Origin of the sequence: Pseudomonas sp. RA_15y_Pfl1_P11 (assembly GCF_963970975.1) — a bacterium.
GTDB lineage: Bacteria > Pseudomonadota > Gammaproteobacteria > Pseudomonadales > Pseudomonadaceae > Aquipseudomonas > Aquipseudomonas tritici.
In genome coordinates this window covers 291,519-312,560 of the sequence record NZ_CAXAOY010000005.1, presented here as the reverse complement: position 1 = coordinate 312,560, position 21,042 = coordinate 291,519, and the positions used below count along the sequence as shown (strand labels likewise).

22 protein-coding genes are annotated in these 21,042 nt (G+C 59.3%); 20 read left to right on the top strand and 2 right to left on the bottom strand.

The features are described from left to right. Positions 1 to 2 precede the first annotated feature (2 nt). The 20 genes from cysE to AACY44_RS08825 all read left to right on the top strand — a co-directional run bounded on the left by cysE (position 3) and on the right by AACY44_RS08825 (position 18,018). On the top strand, positions 3 to 788 hold the full coding sequence (gene cysE / locus AACY44_RS08920) for a serine O-acetyltransferase (protein ID WP_339435980.1): 786 nt from the start codon (positions 3 to 5) through the stop codon (positions 786 to 788). 287 nt (positions 789 to 1,075) lie between these two features. Next, a complete protein-coding gene (iscR, locus tag AACY44_RS08915; RefSeq protein ID WP_065874522.1) occupies positions 1,076 to 1,567 on the top strand; it encodes a Fe-S cluster assembly transcriptional regulator IscR in 492 nt (163 codons plus the stop codon). 49 nt (positions 1,568 to 1,616) lie between these two features. Beyond that, entirely contained in the window at positions 1,617 to 2,831 is a 1,215-nt protein-coding gene (locus AACY44_RS08910; protein WP_339420553.1) for an IscS subfamily cysteine desulfurase, read from the top strand. 99 nt (positions 2,832 to 2,930) lie between these two features. Continuing rightward, positions 2,931 to 3,317, top strand: coding sequence for a Fe-S cluster assembly scaffold IscU (gene iscU, locus AACY44_RS08905; RefSeq protein WP_003175965.1), 387 nt, complete (start codon positions 2,931 to 2,933; stop codon positions 3,315 to 3,317). 28 nt (positions 3,318 to 3,345) lie between these two features. Beyond that, positions 3,346 to 3,669: an iron-sulfur cluster assembly protein IscA gene (iscA, locus tag AACY44_RS08900; RefSeq protein WP_003175963.1), complete on the top strand. Its 324-nt coding sequence runs from the start codon at positions 3,346 to 3,348 to the stop codon at positions 3,667 to 3,669. Between the two features lie 8 nt (positions 3,670 to 3,677). Further along, entirely contained in the window at positions 3,678 to 4,199 is a 522-nt protein-coding gene (gene hscB / locus AACY44_RS08895) for a co-chaperone HscB (protein ID WP_049711633.1), read from the top strand. Between the two features lie 51 nt (positions 4,200 to 4,250). After that, on the top strand, positions 4,251 to 6,113 hold the full coding sequence (gene hscA, locus AACY44_RS08890; protein WP_339420554.1) for a Fe-S protein assembly chaperone HscA: 1,863 nt from the start codon (positions 4,251 to 4,253) through the stop codon (positions 6,111 to 6,113). A gap of 3 nt (positions 6,114 to 6,116) precedes the next feature. Then, on the top strand, positions 6,117 to 6,458 hold the full coding sequence (gene fdx / locus AACY44_RS08885; RefSeq protein ID WP_015885743.1) for an ISC system 2Fe-2S type ferredoxin: 342 nt from the start codon (positions 6,117 to 6,119) through the stop codon (positions 6,456 to 6,458). A gap of 14 nt (positions 6,459 to 6,472) precedes the next feature. Beyond that, entirely contained in the window at positions 6,473 to 6,673 is a 201-nt protein-coding gene (gene iscX / locus AACY44_RS08880) for a Fe-S cluster assembly protein IscX (RefSeq protein ID WP_032879605.1), read from the top strand. A 92-nt stretch (positions 6,674 to 6,765) separates the two neighbouring features. Then, positions 6,766 to 7,191 (top strand): nucleoside-diphosphate kinase, encoded by a 426-nt coding sequence (gene ndk, locus AACY44_RS08875; protein ID WP_003175956.1) that lies wholly within the window; start codon positions 6,766 to 6,768, stop codon positions 7,189 to 7,191. A gap of 29 nt (positions 7,192 to 7,220) precedes the next feature. Further along, positions 7,221 to 8,369, top strand: coding sequence for a 23S rRNA (adenine(2503)-C(2))-methyltransferase RlmN (rlmN, locus tag AACY44_RS08870; protein WP_049711635.1), 1,149 nt, complete (start codon positions 7,221 to 7,223; stop codon positions 8,367 to 8,369). A 12-nt stretch (positions 8,370 to 8,381) separates the two neighbouring features. After that, a complete protein-coding gene (gene pilW / locus AACY44_RS08865; RefSeq protein ID WP_339470735.1) occupies positions 8,382 to 9,140 on the top strand; it encodes a type IV pilus biogenesis/stability protein PilW in 759 nt (252 codons plus the stop codon). Continuing rightward, the gene (locus tag AACY44_RS08860) at positions 9,140 to 10,120 is read left to right on the top strand and encodes a RodZ family helix-turn-helix domain-containing protein (RefSeq protein WP_339435981.1); all 981 of its coding nucleotides are present in this window, start codon (positions 9,140 to 9,142) and stop codon (positions 10,118 to 10,120) included. The genes pilW and AACY44_RS08860 overlap by 1 nt, the downstream gene beginning before the upstream one ends. A 2-nt stretch (positions 10,121 to 10,122) precedes the next feature. Continuing rightward, positions 10,123 to 11,232 (top strand): flavodoxin-dependent (E)-4-hydroxy-3-methylbut-2-enyl-diphosphate synthase, encoded by a 1,110-nt coding sequence (gene ispG, locus AACY44_RS08855; RefSeq protein WP_339435982.1) that lies wholly within the window; start codon positions 10,123 to 10,125, stop codon positions 11,230 to 11,232. A 23-nt stretch (positions 11,233 to 11,255) separates the two neighbouring features. Beyond that, on the top strand, positions 11,256 to 12,545 hold the full coding sequence (hisS, locus tag AACY44_RS08850) for a histidine--tRNA ligase (protein ID WP_339530061.1): 1,290 nt from the start codon (positions 11,256 to 11,258) through the stop codon (positions 12,543 to 12,545). 41 nt (positions 12,546 to 12,586) lie between these two features. Continuing rightward, the gene (locus AACY44_RS08845) at positions 12,587 to 13,228 is read left to right on the top strand and encodes a YfgM family protein (protein ID WP_339420559.1); all 642 of its coding nucleotides are present in this window, start codon (positions 12,587 to 12,589) and stop codon (positions 13,226 to 13,228) included. Continuing rightward, on the top strand, positions 13,221 to 14,372 hold the full coding sequence (bamB, locus tag AACY44_RS08840; RefSeq protein ID WP_339420560.1) for an outer membrane protein assembly factor BamB: 1,152 nt from the start codon (positions 13,221 to 13,223) through the stop codon (positions 14,370 to 14,372). Before AACY44_RS08845 ends, bamB begins: the two co-directional genes overlap by 8 nt. Positions 14,373 to 14,506: 134 nt before the next feature. Further along, the gene (der, locus tag AACY44_RS08835; RefSeq protein WP_049711641.1) at positions 14,507 to 15,976 is read left to right on the top strand and encodes a ribosome biogenesis GTPase Der; all 1,470 of its coding nucleotides are present in this window, start codon (positions 14,507 to 14,509) and stop codon (positions 15,974 to 15,976) included. A gap of 114 nt (positions 15,977 to 16,090) precedes the next feature. Continuing rightward, positions 16,091 to 17,239: a pyridoxal phosphate-dependent aminotransferase gene (locus tag AACY44_RS08830; RefSeq protein ID WP_339420561.1), complete on the top strand. Its 1,149-nt coding sequence runs from the start codon at positions 16,091 to 16,093 to the stop codon at positions 17,237 to 17,239. Next, a complete protein-coding gene (locus AACY44_RS08825; protein ID WP_339420562.1) occupies positions 17,227 to 18,018 on the top strand; it encodes an amidohydrolase in 792 nt (263 codons plus the stop codon). The genes AACY44_RS08830 and AACY44_RS08825 overlap by 13 nt, the downstream gene beginning before the upstream one ends. A 198-nt stretch (positions 18,019 to 18,216) precedes the next feature. On the opposite strand, the gene leuA is transcribed toward AACY44_RS08825, so the two are convergent. Then, positions 18,217 to 19,896: a 2-isopropylmalate synthase gene (leuA, locus tag AACY44_RS08820; protein WP_339427489.1), complete on the bottom strand. Its 1,680-nt coding sequence runs from the start codon at positions 19,894 to 19,896 to the stop codon at positions 18,217 to 18,219. A 324-nt stretch (positions 19,897 to 20,220) separates the two neighbouring features. Next, entirely contained in the window at positions 20,221 to 21,042 is an 822-nt protein-coding gene (locus tag AACY44_RS08815) for a peptidoglycan DD-metalloendopeptidase family protein (protein ID WP_339435985.1), read from the bottom strand.

Genomic DNA, 21,042 nt, shown 5'->3' with positions numbered 1-21,042 from the left:
AAATGTTCGAGCGTTTGCGAGAAGATATCCAGAGTGTTTTCCATCGTGACCCGGCGGCGCGCAACGCCTTTGAAGTGCTGACCTGCTACCCCGGCATGCACGCGATTTGGATTCACCGCCTGTCCGGCGCGTTGTGGGGCATGGGCTGGAAATGGCTGGCGCGGTTGGTGTCGAACTTTGGGCGCTGGCTGACCGGGATTGAGATTCATCCGGGTGCCAAAGTGGGCCGCCGCTTCTTCATCGACCATGGCATGGGCATCGTGATTGGCGAGACTGCCGAGATCGGCGATGACGTGACGCTCTATCAAGGCGTGACCTTGGGTGGCACAAGCTGGAACAAAGGCAAGCGCCACCCGACACTGGGTGATGGCGTGGTGGTAGGGGCGGGCGCCAAGGTACTCGGCCCGTTCACCGTCGGCGCCGGTGCCAAGGTGGGTTCCAATGCTGTGGTGACCAAGGCCGTGCCGCCTGGCGCGACCGTTGTTGGCATTCCTGGTCGCATCATCGTCAAGCCGGAAGTCGGCGACGAGCAGGAAGCCAAGCGCAAGGCCATGGCCGAGAAGATCGGTTTCGATGCCTATGGTGTCAGCGAAGACATGCCCGACCCGGTGGCGCGCGCCATTGGCCAGTTGCTTGACCACCTACAAGCGGTGGACGGCAAGCTGGAGGGTATGTGCGGTGCGTTGAAGGATCTGGGTAGCCCTTACTGCGCGAAGGATCTGCCTGAGTTGCGCGAGGAAGACTTTGCCGAGATCAAGGACGAAACCGCCGCCACCAAGGCTGGCTGAACGCGTTCCCCTGTGGGGCCTGGCTTGCCGGCGATAGCGGTATGCCAGCTACCCCATGTGGTGCTGATACACCGCTATCGCAGTCAAGCTAGCTCCCCTATTTGATATCCTCTGGCCTTGCAATTTCCGTTCGACCTTGTTGCTGCTGTTCGTCCCCACCCCATCCTGCTATGATTCGCGCGCCGTTTTTACGGCTAATCCTGACTAAAGTACTAGGTCTTATAGTTGACTTAAATACTCGGGAATCGCATACTTGCTCCCATTCTGAAACACCTTGGTACTTGTCCATGAGACTGACTACAAAAGGCCGATACGCGGTGACCGCCATGCTTGACTTGGCCTTGCACGCGCAAACTGGGCCTGTGTCCCTGGCCGATATCTCCGAGCGACAAGGCATTTCCCTGTCCTACCTCGAGCAGCTGTTCGCCAAGTTGCGCCGTAGCAATCTGGTTTCCAGTGTGCGTGGTCCGGGTGGCGGCTATCAACTGTCCCGCGACATGCAGGGCATCCAGGTGGCTCAGGTGATCGACGCGGTCAACGAATCCGTCGACGCGACCAAATGCCAGGGCCAGGGTGATTGCCACGCCGGCGACACCTGTCTGACGCACCACTTGTGGTGCGATCTGAGCCTGCAGATCCATGAGTTTTTGAGTGGTATCAGCTTGGCTGATCTTGTGACTCGCCGTGAGGTGCAAGAAGTAGCCCAGCGTCAGGACCAGCGCCGTTGCAACACCAAGGCGCCGCGTCTGGACAAGATTGAAGCGTCCGCCGTCGAGTGACAGCCGAAGAGCTAACGGCACGCCAGCCAGCCTGATTAGGAGAAAGTCCATGAAATTGCCGATTTACCTTGATTACTCAGCGACCACCCCGGTTGACCCGCGTGTCGCGCAAAAGATGAGCGAGTGCCTGCTGGTTGACGGAAACTTCGGCAACCCTGCCTCCCGTTCCCACGTATTCGGCTGGAAAGCTGAGGAAGCGGTCGAGAACGCCCGTCGCCAGGTCGCCGACCTGGTTGGCGCAGACCCGCGTGAAATCGTCTGGACCTCCGGTGCCACCGAGTCCGACAACCTGGCAATCAAGGGTGCGGCGCATTTCTACGCGACCAAAGGCAAGCACCTGATCACCACCAAGATTGAGCACAAGGCTGTCCTCGACACCATGCGCCAACTGGAGCGTGAAGGTTTCGAGGTGACCTACCTTGAGCCAACCACCGACGGTATCGTCACCCCAGCGATGATCGACGCCGCGATGCGTGAAGACACCATCCTGGTTTCCGTGATCCACGTGAACAACGAAATCGGCACCATCAACGACATCGCGGCCATCGGCGAGTTGACCCGTTCCAAGGGCATCCTGCTGCACGTCGACGCTGCTCAGTCCACCGGCAAGGTCGACATCGATCTGTCGAAACTGAAAGTCGACTTGATGTCGTTCTCTGCCCACAAGACCTACGGCCCGAAAGGCATCGGCGCCCTGTACGTGAGCCGTAAGCCACGTGTGCGCATCGAAGCCGCCATGCACGGCGGCGGTCACGAGCGCGGCATGCGTTCTGGCACTTTGGCGACCCACCAGATCGTTGGCATGGGCGAAGCCTTTCGCGTAGCCAAGGAAGACATGGCTGCCGAAAACGTGCGCATCAAGGCACTCAGCGATCGCTTCTATAAGCAGGTCGAGAACCTTGAAGAGCTGTACGTCAACGGCAGCATGACCGCCCGCGTACCGCACAACCTGAATTTGAGCTTCAACTATGTCGAAGGCGAGTCGCTGATCATGGCGCTCAAGGACCTGGCGGTTTCGTCCGGTTCGGCCTGCACCTCGGCCTCGCTTGAGCCTTCGTATGTTTTGCGCGCCCTGGGCCGCAACGACGAACTGGCGCACAGCTCTATCCGCTTTACGTTCGGCCGCTTCACCACCGAAGAGCAAATCGACTACGCCGCGCAGAAAGTTTGCGAAGCCGTCAACAAGCTGCGCGTTCTGTCGCCGCTGTGGGACATGTACAAAGACGGTGTCGATATTTCCAAGATCGAGTGGGCGGCACACTAACTATAGAAGCCGCCACCCCAGCTCTGTAGGAACGTGGCGGAAAACGCAGGCGTTTCTACAGGGTTCCAGAGCGGCCCTGATGAGTGAGGATTCAGTACCATGGCTTACAGCGAAAAGGTCATCGACCACTACGAAAACCCGCGCAACGTCGGCAAGATGAACGCGGAAGACCCTGATGTCGGCACCGGCATGGTTGGCGCTCCGGCGTGCGGCGATGTGATGCGCCTGCAAATCAAGGTTAACGACGCTGGCGTTATCGAAGACGCTAAGTTCAAGACTTACGGCTGCGGTTCGGCCATCGCCTCCAGCTCCCTGGCGACCGAATGGATGAAAGGCAAGACCCTGGATGAGGCTGTCACTATCAGCAACACCCAGCTGGCCGAAGAACTGGCGTTGCCGCCCGTGAAAATCCACTGCTCGGTACTCGCAGAAGACGCCATCAAGGCGGCCGTTCGCGACTACAAGCAGAAGAAAGGCTTGATCTAAGCATTTGGCGACAGGTAAGGAGTCAACGATGGCTATCAGCATGACAGAAGCGGCTGCGCAGCACATTCGCCGCTCCCTGAATGGGCGCGGTAAAGGTGAGGGGATTCGTCTGGGTGTTCGCACCACGGGCTGTTCCGGCCTTGCCTACGTGCTGGAGTTTGTCGACGAGGTGGTTGCGGAAGACCAGGTGTTCGAAAGTCACGGCGAGAAAGTGATCATCGACCCTAAAAGCCTGACCTACCTGGACGGCACCGAGCTCGATTTCGTCAAGGAAGGGTTGAACGAAGGCTTCAAGTTCAACAACCCCAACGTACGCGGTGAATGTGGCTGCGGCGAAAGCTTCAACATCTGAGGCTATTCGTGGGCACTCCTTGTCATTTCGCTTTATTCGAGCTGCAGCCGAGCTTTCGGCTGGATCTTGAGCAGCTTGCTACGCGCTACCGCGAATTGGCGCGTAGCGTGCATCCGGACCGCTTCGCTGACGCTTCCGAGCGTGAGCAACGCCTGGCGCTGGAGCAATCGGCCAGCCTCAACGAAGCCTATCAGACGCTGAAAAACCCACCCAAGCGCGCGCGTTACCTGCTCGCGATGAACGGTGGCGAGTTGCCGCTTGAAGTCACGGTGCACGACCCCGACTTCCTGATGCAGCAGATGCAGTGGCGCGAAGAGCTCGAAGACTTGCAGGACGAAGCCGATGTGGCTGGCGTCGCGGTCTTCAAGCGTCGTCTGAAAGTGGCCCAGGATGAGCTCAACGAAAGCTTCGCAGCTTGTTGGAATGATGCAGCGCAACGTGAACAGGCCGAACGCCTGATGCGGCGCATGCAGTTCCTCGACAAGCTCACCTACGAAGTGCGCCAGCTAGAAGAGCGCCTCGACGATTAACCCAGTGCTGCCCGTGATGCACGCCTGATAGACAGATAAGACCTGATTACCATGGCCCTACTGCAAATCGCCGAACCCGGCCAAAGCCCCCAACCGCACCAGCGTCGCCTGGCGGTCGGGATTGACCTGGGCACCACCAATTCCCTGGTTGCTGCCTTGCGCAGCGGCCTGTCCGAACCGCTACCCGACGCCGATGGCCAGGTTATCTTGCCGTCCGCCGTGCGCTATCACGCTGATCGCACCGAAGTCGGTGAGTCGGCTAAGTTGGCAGCGTCTACCGATCCGTTGAACACCGTGCTATCGGTCAAGCGCTTGATGGGGCGTGGTCTGTCCGACGTCAAGCAATTGGGCGACCAGCTACCGTATCGCTTTGTCGGCGGCGAATCCCACATGCCGTTTATCGACACCGTCCAGGGCCTGAAAAGCCCGGTGGAAGTGTCGGCCGATATCCTCAAGGTGCTGCGCCAGCGTGCAGAAACCACCTTGGGCGGCGAACTCGTAGGGGCGGTGATCACCGTGCCGGCCTATTTCGATGACGCCCAGCGCCAAGCCACCAAGGACGCGGCGAAACTTGCCGGCCTAAACGTGCTGCGCCTGCTCAATGAGCCCACCGCAGCCGCTGTGGCCTACGGTTTGGACCAGCATGCCGAAGGCCTGGTTGCCATTTACGACCTGGGCGGCGGCACCTTTGATATCTCGATCCTGCGCCTGACTGGCGGTGTCTTCGAAGTCCTGGCCACCGGTGGTGATACCGCCTTGGGCGGAGATGACTTCGATCACGCCATCGCGGGCTGGATCATCACCAGCGCCGGCTTGTCTGCCGACCTCGACCCGGGCGAGCAGCGCAACCTGCTGCAAACCGCCTGCGCCGCCAAGGAAGCGCTGACGGAGGCTGCATTTGTTGAAGTGTCCTACGGCACTTGGTCGGCCCAACTGACGCGCGAAGCCTTCGATGCGTTGATCGAGCCGATGGTCGCCCGCAGCCTGAAAGCCTGCCGCCGCGCCGTGCGTGATTCCGGTATCGAGCTGGAAGATGTCGGTGCCGTGGTCATGGTCGGTGGTTCCACCCGTGTGCCGCGCGTTCGTGACGCTGTCGCTGAAGCCTTTGGTCGCCAGCCGCTGACTGAAATCGACCCGGATCAAGTGGTCGCCATTGGTGCCGCGATCCAGGCCGATACCCTGGCCGGCAACAAGCGCGATGGCGGCGAGCTGCTGCTGCTTGACGTGATTCCGTTGTCCCTGGGGCTGGAAACCATGGGCGGTTTGATGGAGAAGGTGATTCCACGTAACACCACCATTCCTGTCGCCCGCGCCCAAGACTTTACTACTTACAAAGATGGCCAGACGGCCATGATGATCCATGTGTTGCAAGGCGAGCGCGAGCTGATCAGCGATTGCCGCTCCCTGGCGCGTTTTGAATTGCGCGGTATTCCGGCGATGGTGGCGGGTGCGGCGAAGATTCGCGTCACGTACCAGGTGGATGCTGACGGCCTGCTCAGCGTGGCCGCCCGTGAACTGGCGTCCGGCGTTGAAGCCAGCATCCAGGTAAAGCCGTCCTACGGCCTCACCGATGGCGAAATCGCAAAGATGCTCAAGGACTCGTTCCAGTATGCCGGTGACGACAAGGTCGCCCGCGTGTTGCGCGAGCAACAGGTCGACGCCCAGCGTCTGCTCGAAGCGGTGCAGGGCGCCCTGGATGCTGACGGCGAGCGCCTGTTGGACGCCGAAGAGCGCATGGTCATCGACCTGCAGATGCAGGAGTTGGCCGAACTGATGAAAGGCACCGATGGTTACGCCATCGAGCAGCAGACCAAGCGTCTGTCACAAGTGACCGATGCCTTTGCCGCCCGCCGCATGGACCAGTCGGTAAAAGCTGCCCTGGCGGGACGCAACCTGAATGAAATCGAGGAATAATTAATGCCGCAGGTCATTTTTCTGCCACACGCCGAGCACTGTCCGGACGGTATGGTCGTGGAGGCTGAGACCGGCAAGTCCATCCTCGAAGTTGCCCATGACAACCACATCGAGATCGAAAGCGCCTGCGGCGGTGTGTGCGCCTGCACCACGTGCCACTGCGTGATCCGCGAGGGCTTCAACAGCCTTGAAGAGGCTGATGAGCTGGAAGAGGACTTTCTTGACCGCGCGTGGGGCCTGGAAGCGACTTCGCGTCTAAGCTGTCAGGCAAAGGTCGGGACGGAAGACATTACCGTCGAAATTCCGAAATATTCCCTCAACCATGCAGCCGAAGCGCCGCATTGATTCAAGGAAATGTCATGAGCCTGAAATGGGTTGATGTACAAGAAATCGCTATACAACTTGCTGAAGCTCATCCTGAGGTCAATCCTCTTACGGTCAACTTCGTCAAGCTGCGCAATCTGGTAATGGCGCTGCCGGACTTCGACGACATCCCTGACCGGGGTGGCGAAAAGGTCCTGGAGGCGATTCAAGGCCTGTGGATCGAAGAAGCAGACTGAACCGCCTTTTTACGCAGTTAGGCAATACCCAATAACCCGCGTATAATTCGCGGGTTTAATTTTTCGTAAATTACCGTTTCTGGAGTTACACCATGGCTGTTCAACGTACTTTCTCCATCATCAAGCCTGACGCTGTTGCAAAAAACGTCATCGGCGAGATCACCACTCGTTTCGAAAAAGCCGGCCTGAAGGTTGTAGCTTCGAAACTCAAGCAACTGTCCAAAGCTGAAGCTGAAGGCTTCTACGCTGAGCACAGCGCTCGTGGCTTCTTCGGCGACCTGGTGGCCTTCATGATCTCCGGTCCTGTTGTTGTTCAGGTTCTGGAAGGCGAAAATGCTATCGCTCTGAACCGTGAGCTGATGGGCGCTACCAACCCTAAAGAAGCAGCTGCCGGCACTATCCGTGCTGACTTCGCTGAATCCATCGACGCCAACGCTGTACACGGTTCGGACTCCGAAGCCGCTGCTGCTCGCGAAATCTCGTACTTTTTCGCTGCTACTGAAGTAACCGCTCGCTAAGCATTGGCTTAAAGAGTGAGGGTGAATCCATGACTACATCGACTGTGAAAACCAACCTGCTGGGTCTGACTCAGCCGGAAATGGAGAAATTCTTCGACTCAATCGGGGAGAAGCGCTTCCGTGCCGGTCAGGTAATGAAATGGATTCACCACTTTGGCGTCGACGATTTCGACGCCATGACTAACGTCAGCAAGGCCCTGCGCGACAAGCTCAAGGCCATTGCTGAGGTCCGTGGTCCCGAGGTTGTCAGCGAGGACATCTCCACCGACGGCACCCGTAAATGGGTGGTGCGTGTGGCGTCCGGCAGTTGCGTCGAGACCGTTTACATTCCCCAGGGCAAACGTGGCACTTTGTGCGTTTCGTCCCAGGCAGGCTGTGCCCTGGACTGCAGTTTCTGCTCCACCGGCAAGCAAGGCTTCAATAGCAACCTCACCGCCGCTGAAGTCATCGGCCAGGTGTGGATTGCCAACAAATCCTTTGGCAGCGTCCCGGCGACCGTCGACCGTGCCATCACCAATGTGGTGATGATGGGCATGGGTGAGCCGCTGCTGAACTTCGACAACGTGATCGCGGCCATGCACCTGATGATGGACGACCTGGGCTACGGCATCTCCAAGCGCCGTGTGACCCTGTCGACCTCTGGCGTGGTGCCGATGATCGATGAGCTGGCCAAGCACATCGACGTCTCCCTGGCGTTGTCGCTGCACGCACCGAATGACGCATTGCGTAACCAATTGGTGCCAATCAACAAGAAGTATCCGCTTAAGATGCTGCTCGAATCTTGCCAGCGCTACATGGCAACGTTGGGCGAGAAGCGCGTCTTGACCATTGAGTACACCATGCTCAAGGACATCAATGACAAGGTCGAGCACGCGGTCGAGATGATCGAACTGCTCAAGAACACCCCGTGCAAGATCAACCTGATTCCGTTTAACCCGTTTCCTCATTCTGGCTACGAGCGGCCGAGCAACAACGCCATCCGTCGTTTCCAGGATCAACTGCACCAGGCCGGTTACAACGTCACCGTGCGCACCACCCGTGGTGAAGACATCGACGCCGCCTGTGGCCAATTAGTAGGGCAGGTGATGGACCGCACCCGCCGCAGCGAACGTTATATCGCCGGACGCGAACTGAACGCCGCCGACGATTTGCCGCTGATTGCTGTGAATCGAATCTGAGAGAGGATCTCTATGCCCTTGCGCCTTGCGCTGCTTTTGCTTGTTACCGGTCTCGCGGCCGGTTGTGTTTCATCGGGTTATGACAGCCCTATGCACACGGGTAAAGGCCGTGATGAGGCGCGAGTTGCCTATGTGCAATTGGGCATGGGTTACCTGCAGCAAGGCATGAACGAGCAGGCCAAGGTGCCTTTGAAGAAGGCCCTTGAGCTGGACAGCGACGATGCTGACGCCAATGGCGCGTTGGCACTGGTGTTCCAGGCCCAGGCCGAGCCTGAACTGGCTGAGCAGTATTTCCTCAAGGCACTCGCCTCAAAACCCGCAGGCCCGCGGCTGCTGAACAATTACGGCAGCTTCCTGTTTGCGCAGAAACGTTATGACCAGGCCGCTCGTTATTTCCAGCAAGCCAGCGCCGATACCCTTTATCCTGAGCGTTCGCGGGTGTTCGAGAACCTTGGGGTGACTTCCATGCGTCTCGGCCAACGCGACAGCGCCCGCCAACAACTGGAAAAAGCCCTGCATTTGAATGGTCGCCAGCCTCGAGCATTGCTCGAAATGGCTGAGTTGTCCTACGAAGACAGGCATTATGTGCCGGCACGTGACTATTACGAGCGTTTTAGCCTGCTCAGCGGGCAAAATGCACGTAGTCTATTGCTCGGTGTGCGCTTGGCAACGGTTCATGAAGAACGCGACACAGCCGCACGTTTTGGCCAGCAACTCGAACGACTCTATCCCGGTACGCCGGAATATCAGCAATACCTGTCGGAGCAATGATGAAAGCGTCGCACCCGGAAGTTGTAGCAGCTAATCGCGTAAACCCAGGCGACACCTTGCGTCAGGCCCGCGAAAGCAATGGTTGGTCGCTGGCGGAAGTGGCCCTCAAGCTCAATTTGACCACGACGTCCCTGGGCAATCTGGAAGCCGGCGCCTTCGATAAGCTGCCTGGGCATACCTTTGCCCGTGGCTATATCCGTGCCTATGCCAAATTGCTGGGTATTGACCAGGCCATATTGGTCCAGCAATTCGATCAATTCACCGGTACCGACTCCCAAGGCAGCAATGTGCATGGCTTGGGTCGAATCGAAGAGCCGGTGCGGGTTTCCCACACTATTTTGCGAATTGTCAGCCTGTTGTTGCTGATTGCTGTCATTGGCGGCGGTTTCTTCTGGTGGCAAGACCAGGCCGCCCAGCGCACCAAGGACATGACCAGCAACGCCATGGAGCACGTCGAAGTCGAAAGCGCCGACGGCACCACTCAGATTCATCCGTTGGATGAGCCCGAAGACCAGGCTGTTGCCGAGGGCCAGGCCGCGCCTGAAGCACCCGTCGCCGCGCAACCCGTACCGGAAGCCGCGCCAGCCGCGACCGCCGACGTACCTGCGACGCCAGATGCGCCGGCTCACACTCCGGCTGCCCAGCCCCATACATCGACCGCCCCAGTGCAAGCGCCAGCGACTACCACACCAGCTGCCCCTGCGATTTCGCCGCCCACCACCCCAGCGCTGATCGCCGGTGATGGCCGCGTGCAGATCACCTTCGTCGCTGATTGCTGGACGCAACTCACCGATGGCAATGGCAAAGTGCTGTTCAGCGGTCTGAAGCGTAAGGGAGATACCCTTGATCAGGGCGGCAAGCCTCCTTTGACGCTGCGTCTGGGCTTCGCCCGGGGCGCGCAGGTGGTCTATAACGGCCAGCCTGTAGACGTGGCGCCGTTCACCAGTGGCGAGACAGCTCGCCTGAAGTTGGGACAATAGTCATGCACGGCGAATCTCCAATCAAACGTCGCGTATCGCGCAAGATCTGGGTCGGCTCGGTGCCGGTGGGCGGCGATGCCCCCATCGCAGTACAAAGCATGACCAACAGCGACACCAATGACGTGGCCGCCACCGTTGCACAGATCAACCGTCTGGAAGCCGCCGGTGTGGACATCGTGCGCGTATCCGTGCCGGACATGGACGCTGCCGAAGCTTTCGGGCGCATCAAGCAACTGGTCAAGGTGCCGTTGGTTGCCGACATTCACTTCGACTACAAGATCGCCCTGCGCGTAGCCGAACTGGGTGTGGATTGCCTGCGTATCAACCCGGGCAACATTGGTCGCGAAGACCGTGTGCGCGCCGTGGTGGACGCTGCCCGTGATCGCGGGATTCCAATCCGTATCGGCGTCAACGCCGGCTCCCTGGAAAAAGACCTGCAAAAGAAGTACGGCGAGCCGACCCCGGCGGCGCTGGTTGAGTCGGCACTGCGCCACGTTGAGCACCTTGAGCGCCTGAATTTTCAGGACTTCAAGGTCAGCGTAAAGGCCTCCGACGTGTTCATGGCGGTCGAAGCCTATCGCCTGCTGGCCAAGGAAATCGCACAGCCACTGCACTTGGGTATCACTGAAGCGGGTGGTTTACGCTCAGGCACAGTGAAATCTGCGGTGGGTCTCGGTATGCTGCTCGCCGAAGGGATTGGCGATACTATCCGCATCTCGCTGGCGGCAGACCCCGTAGAGGAAGTGAAAGTCGGTTACGACATTCTCAAATCCCTGCGTTTGCGTTCCCGTGGCATCAATTTCATTGCCTGCCCGAGCTGCTCGCGGCAGAACTTCGACGTGGTGAAAACCATGAACGATCTGGAATTGCGCCTCGAAGACCTGCTGGTGCCGCTGGATGTTGCAGTGATCGGTTGCGTGGTCAACGGGCCGGGCGAAGCCAAGGAAGCCCATGTGGGCCTGACTGGCGGTACCCCTAACCTGATCTACATCGACGGCAAGCCGGCGCAGAAGTTAACGAATGACAATCTGGTGGATGAGCTCGAAAGACTGATCCGCGAGAAAGCGGCCGAAAAGGTCGCCGCTGACGCAGCGCTGATCGCGCGCGGCTGATTGAACGAATTTAAGGATTTGATGTGAGCAAGTCTCTGCAAGCCATTCGTGGCATGAACGACATCCTGCCGGAGCAGACGCCGCTGTGGCGCTACTTCGAGAGCACTGTCGCGCGCCTGCTGGATAACTACGGTTACAAGCAGATCCGCATGCCGATCGTCGAGTTCACCGAGCTGTTCAAACGCTCCATCGGTGAAGTGACCGACATCGTCGAAAAAGAGATGTACACCTTTGAAGACCGCAACGGCGACTCCCTGACCCTGCGTCCCGAAGGCACTGCTGCATGCGTGCGTGCCGTGCTTGAGCATGGTCTCACCGGTGCTGGCCAGCCTCAGAAGTTGTGGTACATCGGCCCGATGTTCCGCCACGAACGTCCGCAAAAAGGTCGTTATCGCCAGTTCCACCAGATTGGCCTGGAAGTGTTCAACATCGATGGCCCAGACATTGATGCCGAGCTGATCGTATTGACCTGGCGCCTGTGGGGCCTGCTGGGCATCCGCGACGCGGTCAAGCTTGAGCTCAACAGCCTGGGCACCAGCGAATCCCGCGGCCGCTACAAGGTCGCCTTGGTCGAGTACCTGTCGGCCCACCTGGACAAGTTGGACGAAGACAGCCAGCGCCGCCTGAAGACCAACCCGCTGCGCGTGCTGGACACCAAGAACGCCGATACCCAGGCTGTATTGGTCAATGCGCCGAAAATGGCCGATTACCTGGACGACGAATCTCGTATCCACTTCGAGGGCCTCAAGGCTCGCCTGGATGCGGCCGGTATTCCGTTCGTGATCAACACCAAGCTGGTGCGTGGCCTCGATTACTACAGCAAGACCGTGTTCGAGTGGGTCACCAACAAACTCGGCGCCCAGGGCACTGTGTGTGCCGGTGGCCGCTACGACGGCCTGGTCGAGCAGATGGGCGGCAAGCCGACCACGGGTGTGGGCTTCGCCATGGGCATCGAGCGGCTGATCCTGCTGCTGGAAACGCTGGAGCAAGTCCCTGAAGAGATTTCCCGTCAGGTGGACGTGTACCTCTGCGCCTTTGGCGAGGCTGCCGAACTGGCGGCCCTGGCCCTGAGCGAAAAAGTGCGCGACCAACTGCCGAACCTGCGCCTGCAGGTTAATGCCGGCGCTGGCAGCTTCAAGAGCCAATTCAAGAAGGCCGACAAGAGCGGTGCGCTGTATGCATTGATCCTCGGCGATGATGAGTTGGCGCAGCAAGTGATAGGTTTTAAACCCCTGCGTGGCCAGGGCGAGCAACAGAACATTGCCTTTGATGCGCTCGCTGCGCACTTGGCCACCTGCGTCGTGCAGGGTTGAAGCTGTCGAACAGCCGAATTTAGCGATTAAGGAGTACTGGGGTGTCGAGTTCTGATGATGATCAACTGGCCGATTTCAAGGACTGGTGGCAGCGTAATGGCAAGCCCCTGGTTACTGGCGGTCTGCTGGCTTTAGTGGTGGTGTTCGGCTGGCAAGCCTGGACCAAATATCAGGCCAACCAGTCCCAAGGCGCCTCGATCCTCTATCAGCAGTTGCTGGAAACCACGCTGACGCCGGACGGCAAGCCTGACCCGGCGCAGGTCGCCGATTTGGCCGGCAAGCTGAAGAGCGAATTCGGCGGTAGCACCTACGCCCAATACGGCAGCCTGTTCGTCGCGAAAGTCGCAGTCGACACTGGCAAGCTGGACGACGCCGCCGCAGAGCTGAAGGCTGTCGCTGACAAGCCGACCAACCCGACCCTGGGTGAAATCGCACGTCAGCGTCTGGCTCAGGTTCTCGCGGCACAGAACAAGGCTGACGAAGCACTCAAACTGCTCGACGGCGATGCTGACAAGGCATTTGTAGCCACTCGCGAAGAGCTCAAGGGCGACCTGTTGGTCCAATTGGGTCGTACCGACGAAGCCAATGCTGCGTACAAAAAAGCCAAGGCGGCGCTGTCTGATGAAGCAGCGGTCGGTGGCTTACAAATCAAGCTGGACGACTTGGCCAAAGGGGATGCGTGACGTGATCCGTTGGAAACATGCAGCATTGCTGGCTCTGGCCGTTCTGGCCGCGGGTTGCAGCAGCAACAGTAAAAAAGAACTGCCTCCTGCCGAGCTGACCAGCTTCAAGGAAGAAGTGGTCCTGCAAAAGCAGTGGAGCCGCTCCATTGGTGATGGTCAGGGCGACACCTACAACATGTTGGTACCGGCAATCGACGGTGACAACATTGTGGCCGCTGACGTGACCGGCGTTGTGACCTCCATGGACCGCATGAACGGCGACGTGAAGTGGTCCAAGGATCTCGAATTGCCTGTCTCCGGCGCCGTTGGCGTGGGTTATGGCATGGTGTTGCTCGGCACGCTCAAGGGCGAAGTCGTGGCGCTGGATTCCAGCACCGGTGAAGAGAAGTGGCGCGCTCGCGTGAGCAGTGAAGTACTCGCACCGCCTGCTACCAACGGCGATATCGTCGTGGTACAGACGCAGGAGGACCGCCTCATCGGCCTCGACGCCAGCACTGGCGAACAGCGCTGGTTGTATGACAGCACCCCTGCGGTGCTGACGTTGCGTGGTACCAGTGGTCCGATTGTGACCAACAATCTGGCCGTTGCGGGCCTGTCGACCGGTAAAGTGGTCGCCCTGAACACTCAGAACGGCGTGCCGGTCTGGGAAACCCGTGTGGCCATTCCGCAAGGTCGTTCCGAGCTGGAGCGCGTAGTGGACATCGACGGCGGCTTACTGCTGTCCGGTGAAACCCTCTATGTCGCCACTTACCAGGGCCGTGTTGCCGCACTGGACCTGCAGAGCGGCCGCGTTAACTGGCAGCGTGATGCTTCCAGCTACGCAGGTGTCGCCCAAGGGTTTGGCAGCGTCTACGTAAGCCTTGCGTCCGGCACCGTTGAAAGTGTCGACGAGCGTTCCACCACCTCACTGTGGAGCAACGACTCCCTGGCTCGCCGCCAACTGTCGGCACCGGAAGTGTTCTCCAGCTACGTCGCGGTCGGTGACTTCGAAGGCTACCTGCACCTGCTGAGCCAGGTAGACGGTCGCTTCGTGGGTCGCGAGCGTATCGACAGCGACGGCCTGCGTGCGCGTCCGCTGGTGGTGGGTAACATGCTTTATGTGTATGGCAACAGCGGCAAGCTGGAAGCCCTGACCATCAAGTAAGAACTATGCTTGGGGTAACACCCAGGCGGCCCCGCTTCGGCGGGGCATGCGGCATTTTATTATGCTGCCCCGAGCACCAGCCGCTGCCTTGCAGCGGCTTTTGTATTTTCTGAAATAACGAAGTGGAGAGCCGCATGGTTCCCGTAATCGCCCTGGTGGGCCGACCTAACGTCGGCAAGTCCACCTTGTTCAACCGCCTGACCAGGACTCGCGACGCCATCGTCGGCGACTTGTCCGGTCTGACCCGTGATCGCCAATACGGTGAGGCAAAGTGGCAAGGGCGCTCCTACATTATTGTCGACACCGGTGGTATCTCCGGTGACGAGCATGGCATGGACGAAAAGATGGCCGAGCAGTCGCTGCTGGCCATTGAAGAAGCCGATGTTGTGTTGTTCCTGGTGGATGCCCGCGCGGGCTATACCGCTGCCGACCAAATGATTGGCGAGCACCTGCGCAAGCGTAACAAGCGTTCCTATTTGGTCGCCAACAAGATCGACAACATCGATCCTGAGCAGGCCCGTGCCGAATTCAGCCCGATGGGCCTGGGCGACGCGATCCCGGTCGCCGGTGCCCACGGTCGCGGCATCACCCAGATGCTGGAAATTGCTCTCAGCACCTTCCCCAAGGATGACGCTGAGGAAGAAGAGGGTGAAGAAGAGATCGTCGCCGAAGGTGAGGAAGCCAAGCGCATTCCTGGCCCGAGTGAAAAAGACGGTATCAAGATCGCCATCATCGGTCGCCCCAACGTCGGCAAGTCGACCCTGGTCAACCGCATGCTCGGTGAAGACCGGGTAATCGTCTATGACGAGCCCGGCACCACCCGCGACAGTATCTACATCCCGTTCGAACGTAACGAAGAAAAGTACACGCTGATCGACACCGCCGGTGTGCGCAAGCGCGGCAAGATCCACGAGGAAGTTGAAAAGTTCTCGGTGGTGAAAACCCTGCAGGCGATCAAAGACGCCAACGTTGTGATCTTCGTGATGGACGCCCGCGAAGGCGTGGTCGACCACGACCTGAACTTGCTGGGCTTTGCCCTGGAAGCCGGTCGGGCACTGGTGATCGCGATCAACAAGTGGGACGGCATGACGCCGAGCGAGCGCGACTTCGTCAAGATCGAGCTGCAGCGTCGCTTGTTCTTCGTCGAGTTCGCCGATATCCACTTTATCTCGGCACTGCACGGCACCGGCGTAGGCAACCTCTACGCCTCCGTACAGAACTCGTTCAAGTCCGCGGTCACCCGCTGGCCGACCAACCGCCTCACCCAGATCCTGGAAGATGCCGTTGGCGAGCACGCGCCGCCGATGGTTAACAACCGCCGGATCAAGCTGCGTTACGCCCACTTGGGTGGTGCCAACCCGCCGATTATCGTGATTCACGGTAACCAGATCGAGAAGGTGCCGAAGTCCTACGTGCGTTACCTGGAAAACACTTACCGCCGCGTCTTGAAGCTGGTCGGTACGCCGATCCGTATCGAGTTCAAGGGTGGCGAGAACCCGTACGAAGGTAACAAGAACAGCCTCACCGACCGCCAAGTGAATAAAAAACGCCGGATGATGACGCACCACAAGAAAGCCGACAAAAAGCGTCGCGACAAACGCTGATATCGACGTGTCAAAAAAGGGCTCATTGCGAGCCCTTTTTTGTGTGCGGCGGTTTGTGCCTTGACCCGCTGCAATTGGCAGCTTAAAACTTGGGCTCACCTGCAGGGGGCTCCGATGATCACCAGCAAGCTGCCGAATGTCGGCACCACCATTTTTACCACCATGTCGCAACTCGCTGCCGAAACCGGTGCGCTCAACCTGTCCCAGGGCTTCCCGGACTTCAATGGCCCCCAAGGTTTGCTCGATGCCGTGGGCAAGCACGTTGCCAGCGGACACAACCAATATTCACCGATGACTGGCCTGCCAGCCCTGCGCCAGCAAGTGGCGGCCAAGATCGCTCGCAGTTATGGCGCCACGGTGGATGCCGACAGCGAAGTGACCATTACCCCTGGGGCTACTGCTGCGATCTTCTGCGCGATCCAGGCGGTGATTCGCAGTGGCGATGAAGTCATTGTGTTCGACCCTTGCTATGACAGCTATGAGCCCGCGGTCGAACTGGCAGGTGGCCGTTGCGTGCATGTGCAACTGAGCCTGCAAGGCTTTGCTCTCGACTTCGAAAAGATCAAGGCCGCGCTGTCGCCGCGCACGCGCATGATCATCCTCAACACGCCGCACAATCCCACTGGCGCCTTGGTCTGCCGCGCCGAGTTGGACCAGTTGGCGGAGTTGATCCGCGACCGCGATATCTACCTGGTCAGCGACGAGGTCTACGAACACCTGGTATTCGACGGTGTGCCCCATGTCAGCGTGCTGGCCCACGAAGAACTGTATCAGCGCGCGTTCGTGGTCAGTTCCTTCGGCAAGACCTACCATGTCACCGGCTGGAAAACCGGCTACGTCATCGCGCCATCGGCCCTCACGGCCGAACTGCGCAAGGTGCACCAGTACGTTAATTTTTGCGGCGTGACGCCGCTCCAGTTCGCATTGGCCGATTTTATGGCCGAACACCCAGAGCACGTCGATGAACTGCCGGCGTTCTACCAGGCCAAGCGCGACCTGTTCTGTAACCTGCTGGCTCCGTCACGTTTCAGCTTTACCCGCGTCACCGGCACCTACTTTCAGTTGGTCGATTACTCACAGATCCGCCCGGACCTGGACGACGTCGCCATGTCCCTGTGGATGACCCGCGAACACGGCGTGGCAACCATCCCGGTCTCGGTGTTCTACCAGACCCCACCCCAAAGCCAGCGCCTGGTGCGCCTGTGCTTTGCCAAGCGCGAGGAAACGCTGCAACAAGCAGCCGAGAAACTATGCGTGATTTGACTGCGTTACCGAACCTGAACCTCGCCCTGGTCCAGACCACCCTGGCCTGGCATGACCGGCAGGCCAACCTGGAACATTTCGAACTGCTGCTGGACCAGGCCAGGGGCGCCGATCTGATCGTGCTGCCGGAGATGTTCACCACCGGTTTCTCCATGGAGTCAGGCTCCTTGGCCGAACCGGAGAGCGGCCCGACCCGTCGATGGCTCCAGGCCCAGGCAGCGAAGTACAACGCGGTGATCACCGGCAGCGTGATCATCCAGGCCGCCGACGGCAGCCACCGCAACCGCCTGCTCTGGGCGCGGCCGGATGGCGATGTGCTGCATTACGACAAGCGCCACCTGTTCCGCATGGCCGGCGAGCACGATCACTACACCCCCGGCGAGCGGCAGGTGCAATTTGAGTTGAAGGGCTGGCGTATCCGCCCGTTGATTTGCTACGACCTGCGCTTTCCGGTGTGGAGCCGCGATGCTCAGGACACCGACCTGCTGCTGTACACGGCCAACTGGCCGGGCGCTCGGCGCCAGCATTGGAATCGGCTGCTGCCGGCGCGGGCGATTGAAAACCTGTGCTATGTGGCGGCCGTGAATCGGGTGGGGACGGACGGGAAGGGGTTTGCCTACACCGGTGATAGTCAGGTGTTGGACTTCCAGGGTGAGACCTTGCTGAGTGCGGGGGAGGCGGATGGGGTGTTTCAGGTGTGCCTGGAGGCAGCTGAGCTGGCGGCGTATCGCACCCGGTTTCCGGCGAACCTGGATGCCGATAGCTTTCAGTTTGTCTGACGGGTTTGCGGTGTCTGGGAGATTGTATTCGCGAGCAAGCCCGCTCCCACATTTCGAGCGCATTCATACAGGAAACACGCGGTTCAATGTGTGCGGGCTTGCTCGCGAAGAGGTCCTCACCGACGCTACAAATCTCAAGCCTAACAAAAAGGCCCCTGGATTCTCATCCAAGGGCCTTTTGTATTGACGCGATAAAACTTACGCCGCTTTCGCTTCCATCTGACTCAACGAGCGGTTCAACGCACTGAACAACGCCTTGAAGCTCGCAGTGGTGATGTTTTCATCAATACCCACACCATGCACCGGACGCTCACCGTTCACACGCAACTCGATGTAGGCCGCCGCCTTGGCATTGGTTCCTGCACCGATTGCATGTTCGTTGTAGTCCATGATTTCCACGGCAATCGGCAGGCCGGCTACCAGTGCTTCCAGCGCACCGTTGCCCTTGCCTTTCCAGTGCAGGTTGGTTTCACCCTGGCCCTTGCCCGAGACTTCCACCTCGACATAGCTGTTGCCGTTCTCTTCCTGCAGGCGATGGCTGACCAGCGCGTACGGGGTGTTGGCTTGCAGGTATTCACGCTGCAGCAACGCGTAGATCTGCGGTGCGGTCATCTCGAGGCCGACGCGGTCGGTCTCGGCCTGTACCACTTGGCTGAACTCGATCTGCATGCGACGCGGCAAGCTGATGTCGTATTCCTGCTCCAGCAAGTAGGCGATGCCGCCTTTGCCCGACTGGCTGTTTACACGGATCACCGCTTCGTAGCTGCGGCCAATGTCCGCTGGGTCGATCGGCAAATACGGCACTTCCCAGAGCGCATCGTCTTTCTGCTGGGAGAAACCTTTGCGGATCGCATCCTGGTGAGAGCCGGAGAACGCGGTGTGCACCAGGTCGCCAACGTACGGGTGACGTGGGTGCACCTGGATCTGGTTGCACTCTTCGACGACTTTGCGCACACCGTCGATGTCGGAGAAATCCAGCTGCGGGTCGAGGCCCTGGGTGTACATGTTCAGTGCCACGGTGACGAGGTCGACGTTACCGGTACGCTCGCCGTTGCCGAACAGGCAGCCTTCGACACGATCGGCGCCGGCCATCAGGCCCAGCTCAGTGGCGGCCACGCCGGTGCCACGGTCGTTGTGGGTGTGCAGGCTGATGATCACGCTGTCACGACGGTTGATATGGCGACCGAACCACTCGATCTGGTCGGCATAAATGTTTGGCGTGGCGCATTCCACGGTGGCCGGCAGGTTGAGGATCATCTTGTGCTCAGGCGTCGGGTTCCACACTTCGATCACCGCGTCACACACTTCCTTGGCGAACTCCAGCTCAGTCGCGCTGAAGGTCTCCGGGGAGTATTCGAAGGTCCACTGGGTCTCCGGCTGCAGCGCGGCGTATTTGACGAACAGCTTGGCCGCGTTGACCGCGATTGCCTTGATGCCGTCCTTGTCCTGGTTGAACACGATGCGGCGGAACGACGGCGACGTAGCGTTGTACAAGTGCACGATGGCTTTCTTGGCGCCGCGCAGGGATTCGAACGTGCGCGCGATCAAGTCTTCACGGCCCTGGGTCAGCACCTGGATGGTGGTGTCCTCGGGGATGTGGTTGTCTTCGATCAGGGTGCGTACGAAGTCGAAGTCGGTTTGCGACGCAGCCGGGAACGAGGCTTCGATTTCTTTAACGCCTACCGCTACCAGGGTCTTCCAGAAGCGCAGCTTTTTTGCGGCGTCCATTGGTTCGATCAGCGACTGGTTGCCATCACGCAGGTCCGAGCTGCACCAGATCGGCGCTTCGGTGATGGTCTTCGATGGCCAGGTGCGGTCCGGGATATCGATGGTCGGAAACGCGCGGTACTTCGAAGACGGGTCTTTGAGCATGCTCATCGGGAAATCCTTTGTAGTAGGGGCCGAAAAAAGGCGGCCTGCCGTAGAACTGTTTTTAGGGATAAAACGTATAGACGAGGCAGATCGATTCAGCTTGGCAGTCGTGCGCTGACGAGGCACAAACTGCGGTGCTGGCGGAGCTGAATGAGGGTGTGAGAGGTTTTCATAAGCTCAACCCTAACCGCCGGGGTGAAAGATGGCAAGCAGTCGAGAAAAATTGAGATAATTTCTGTTATCTGCGTGGGGAGCGAGATTTTATGCTTGTTTATAAGGTGAAGGCTGGTTTTAATTGCGCGCCCATTATCGAGCGCGCAATCGGACGTTTCAGGGTTGGAACGCGCCGATAAAGATCGCCGGGTCTACCCTTGCATCGTTAAGGCTGACATTCCAGTGCATGTGCGGTCCGGTCGCACGGCCCGTTGAACCGACCTTGCCGACCACTGCGCCGCGCTTGAGTTGATCGCCCACTTTTACGTCGATCTTCGACATGTGGCAGAACATGCTGATAAAGCCCTGGCCGTGGTCGACGAACACCGTGTTGCCGTTGAAAAAGTAGTTACCGATGAGAATCACCTTGCCGTTCGCCGGGGTCTTGATCGGCGTGCCCGCGGGCACGGCGAAATCCAGGCCCGAATGCGGATTGCGTTCTTCACCGTTGAAGAAGCGGCGTACGCCAAACTTGCTCGACAGCGGCCCGTTCACCGGTTTATCCAGCACCAGGTTGCTCGGCAGGTTCGGGCTGAAACTGCGGTAGGCCTTGAGCTGCACCGCCAGTTCGCCTTCGATGCGCTTGAGTTGCGCCGGCTTAGGGTTTACCTGGCTTTTGTTTTTCAGGGTGATGCGCTGTTCTGGGTACTTCTTGTAACCGACGATAAACGGCAGGCTGCGCCCGCCGCTGCTGAGGCGCTCGTTGCCGGGTTTAACGGTCAATGGGATGCCGACAATCGCCAGCCAGTTGTCCGCCTCCTTCACCACCAGCACCGGTTTGCCTTGGTAGGTGGCTTTCGGTGCTGCCGCCGAGGGGCCGAGTTCTACGACTGCAACGCCACCCGGCACGGGTTTGTTCAGGGTGCGCGTTATATAGCTGTCGGCATGGGCATTAACGGCGAGGCACAGCAGCATCAACAGACTAAAGAGACGTGACAT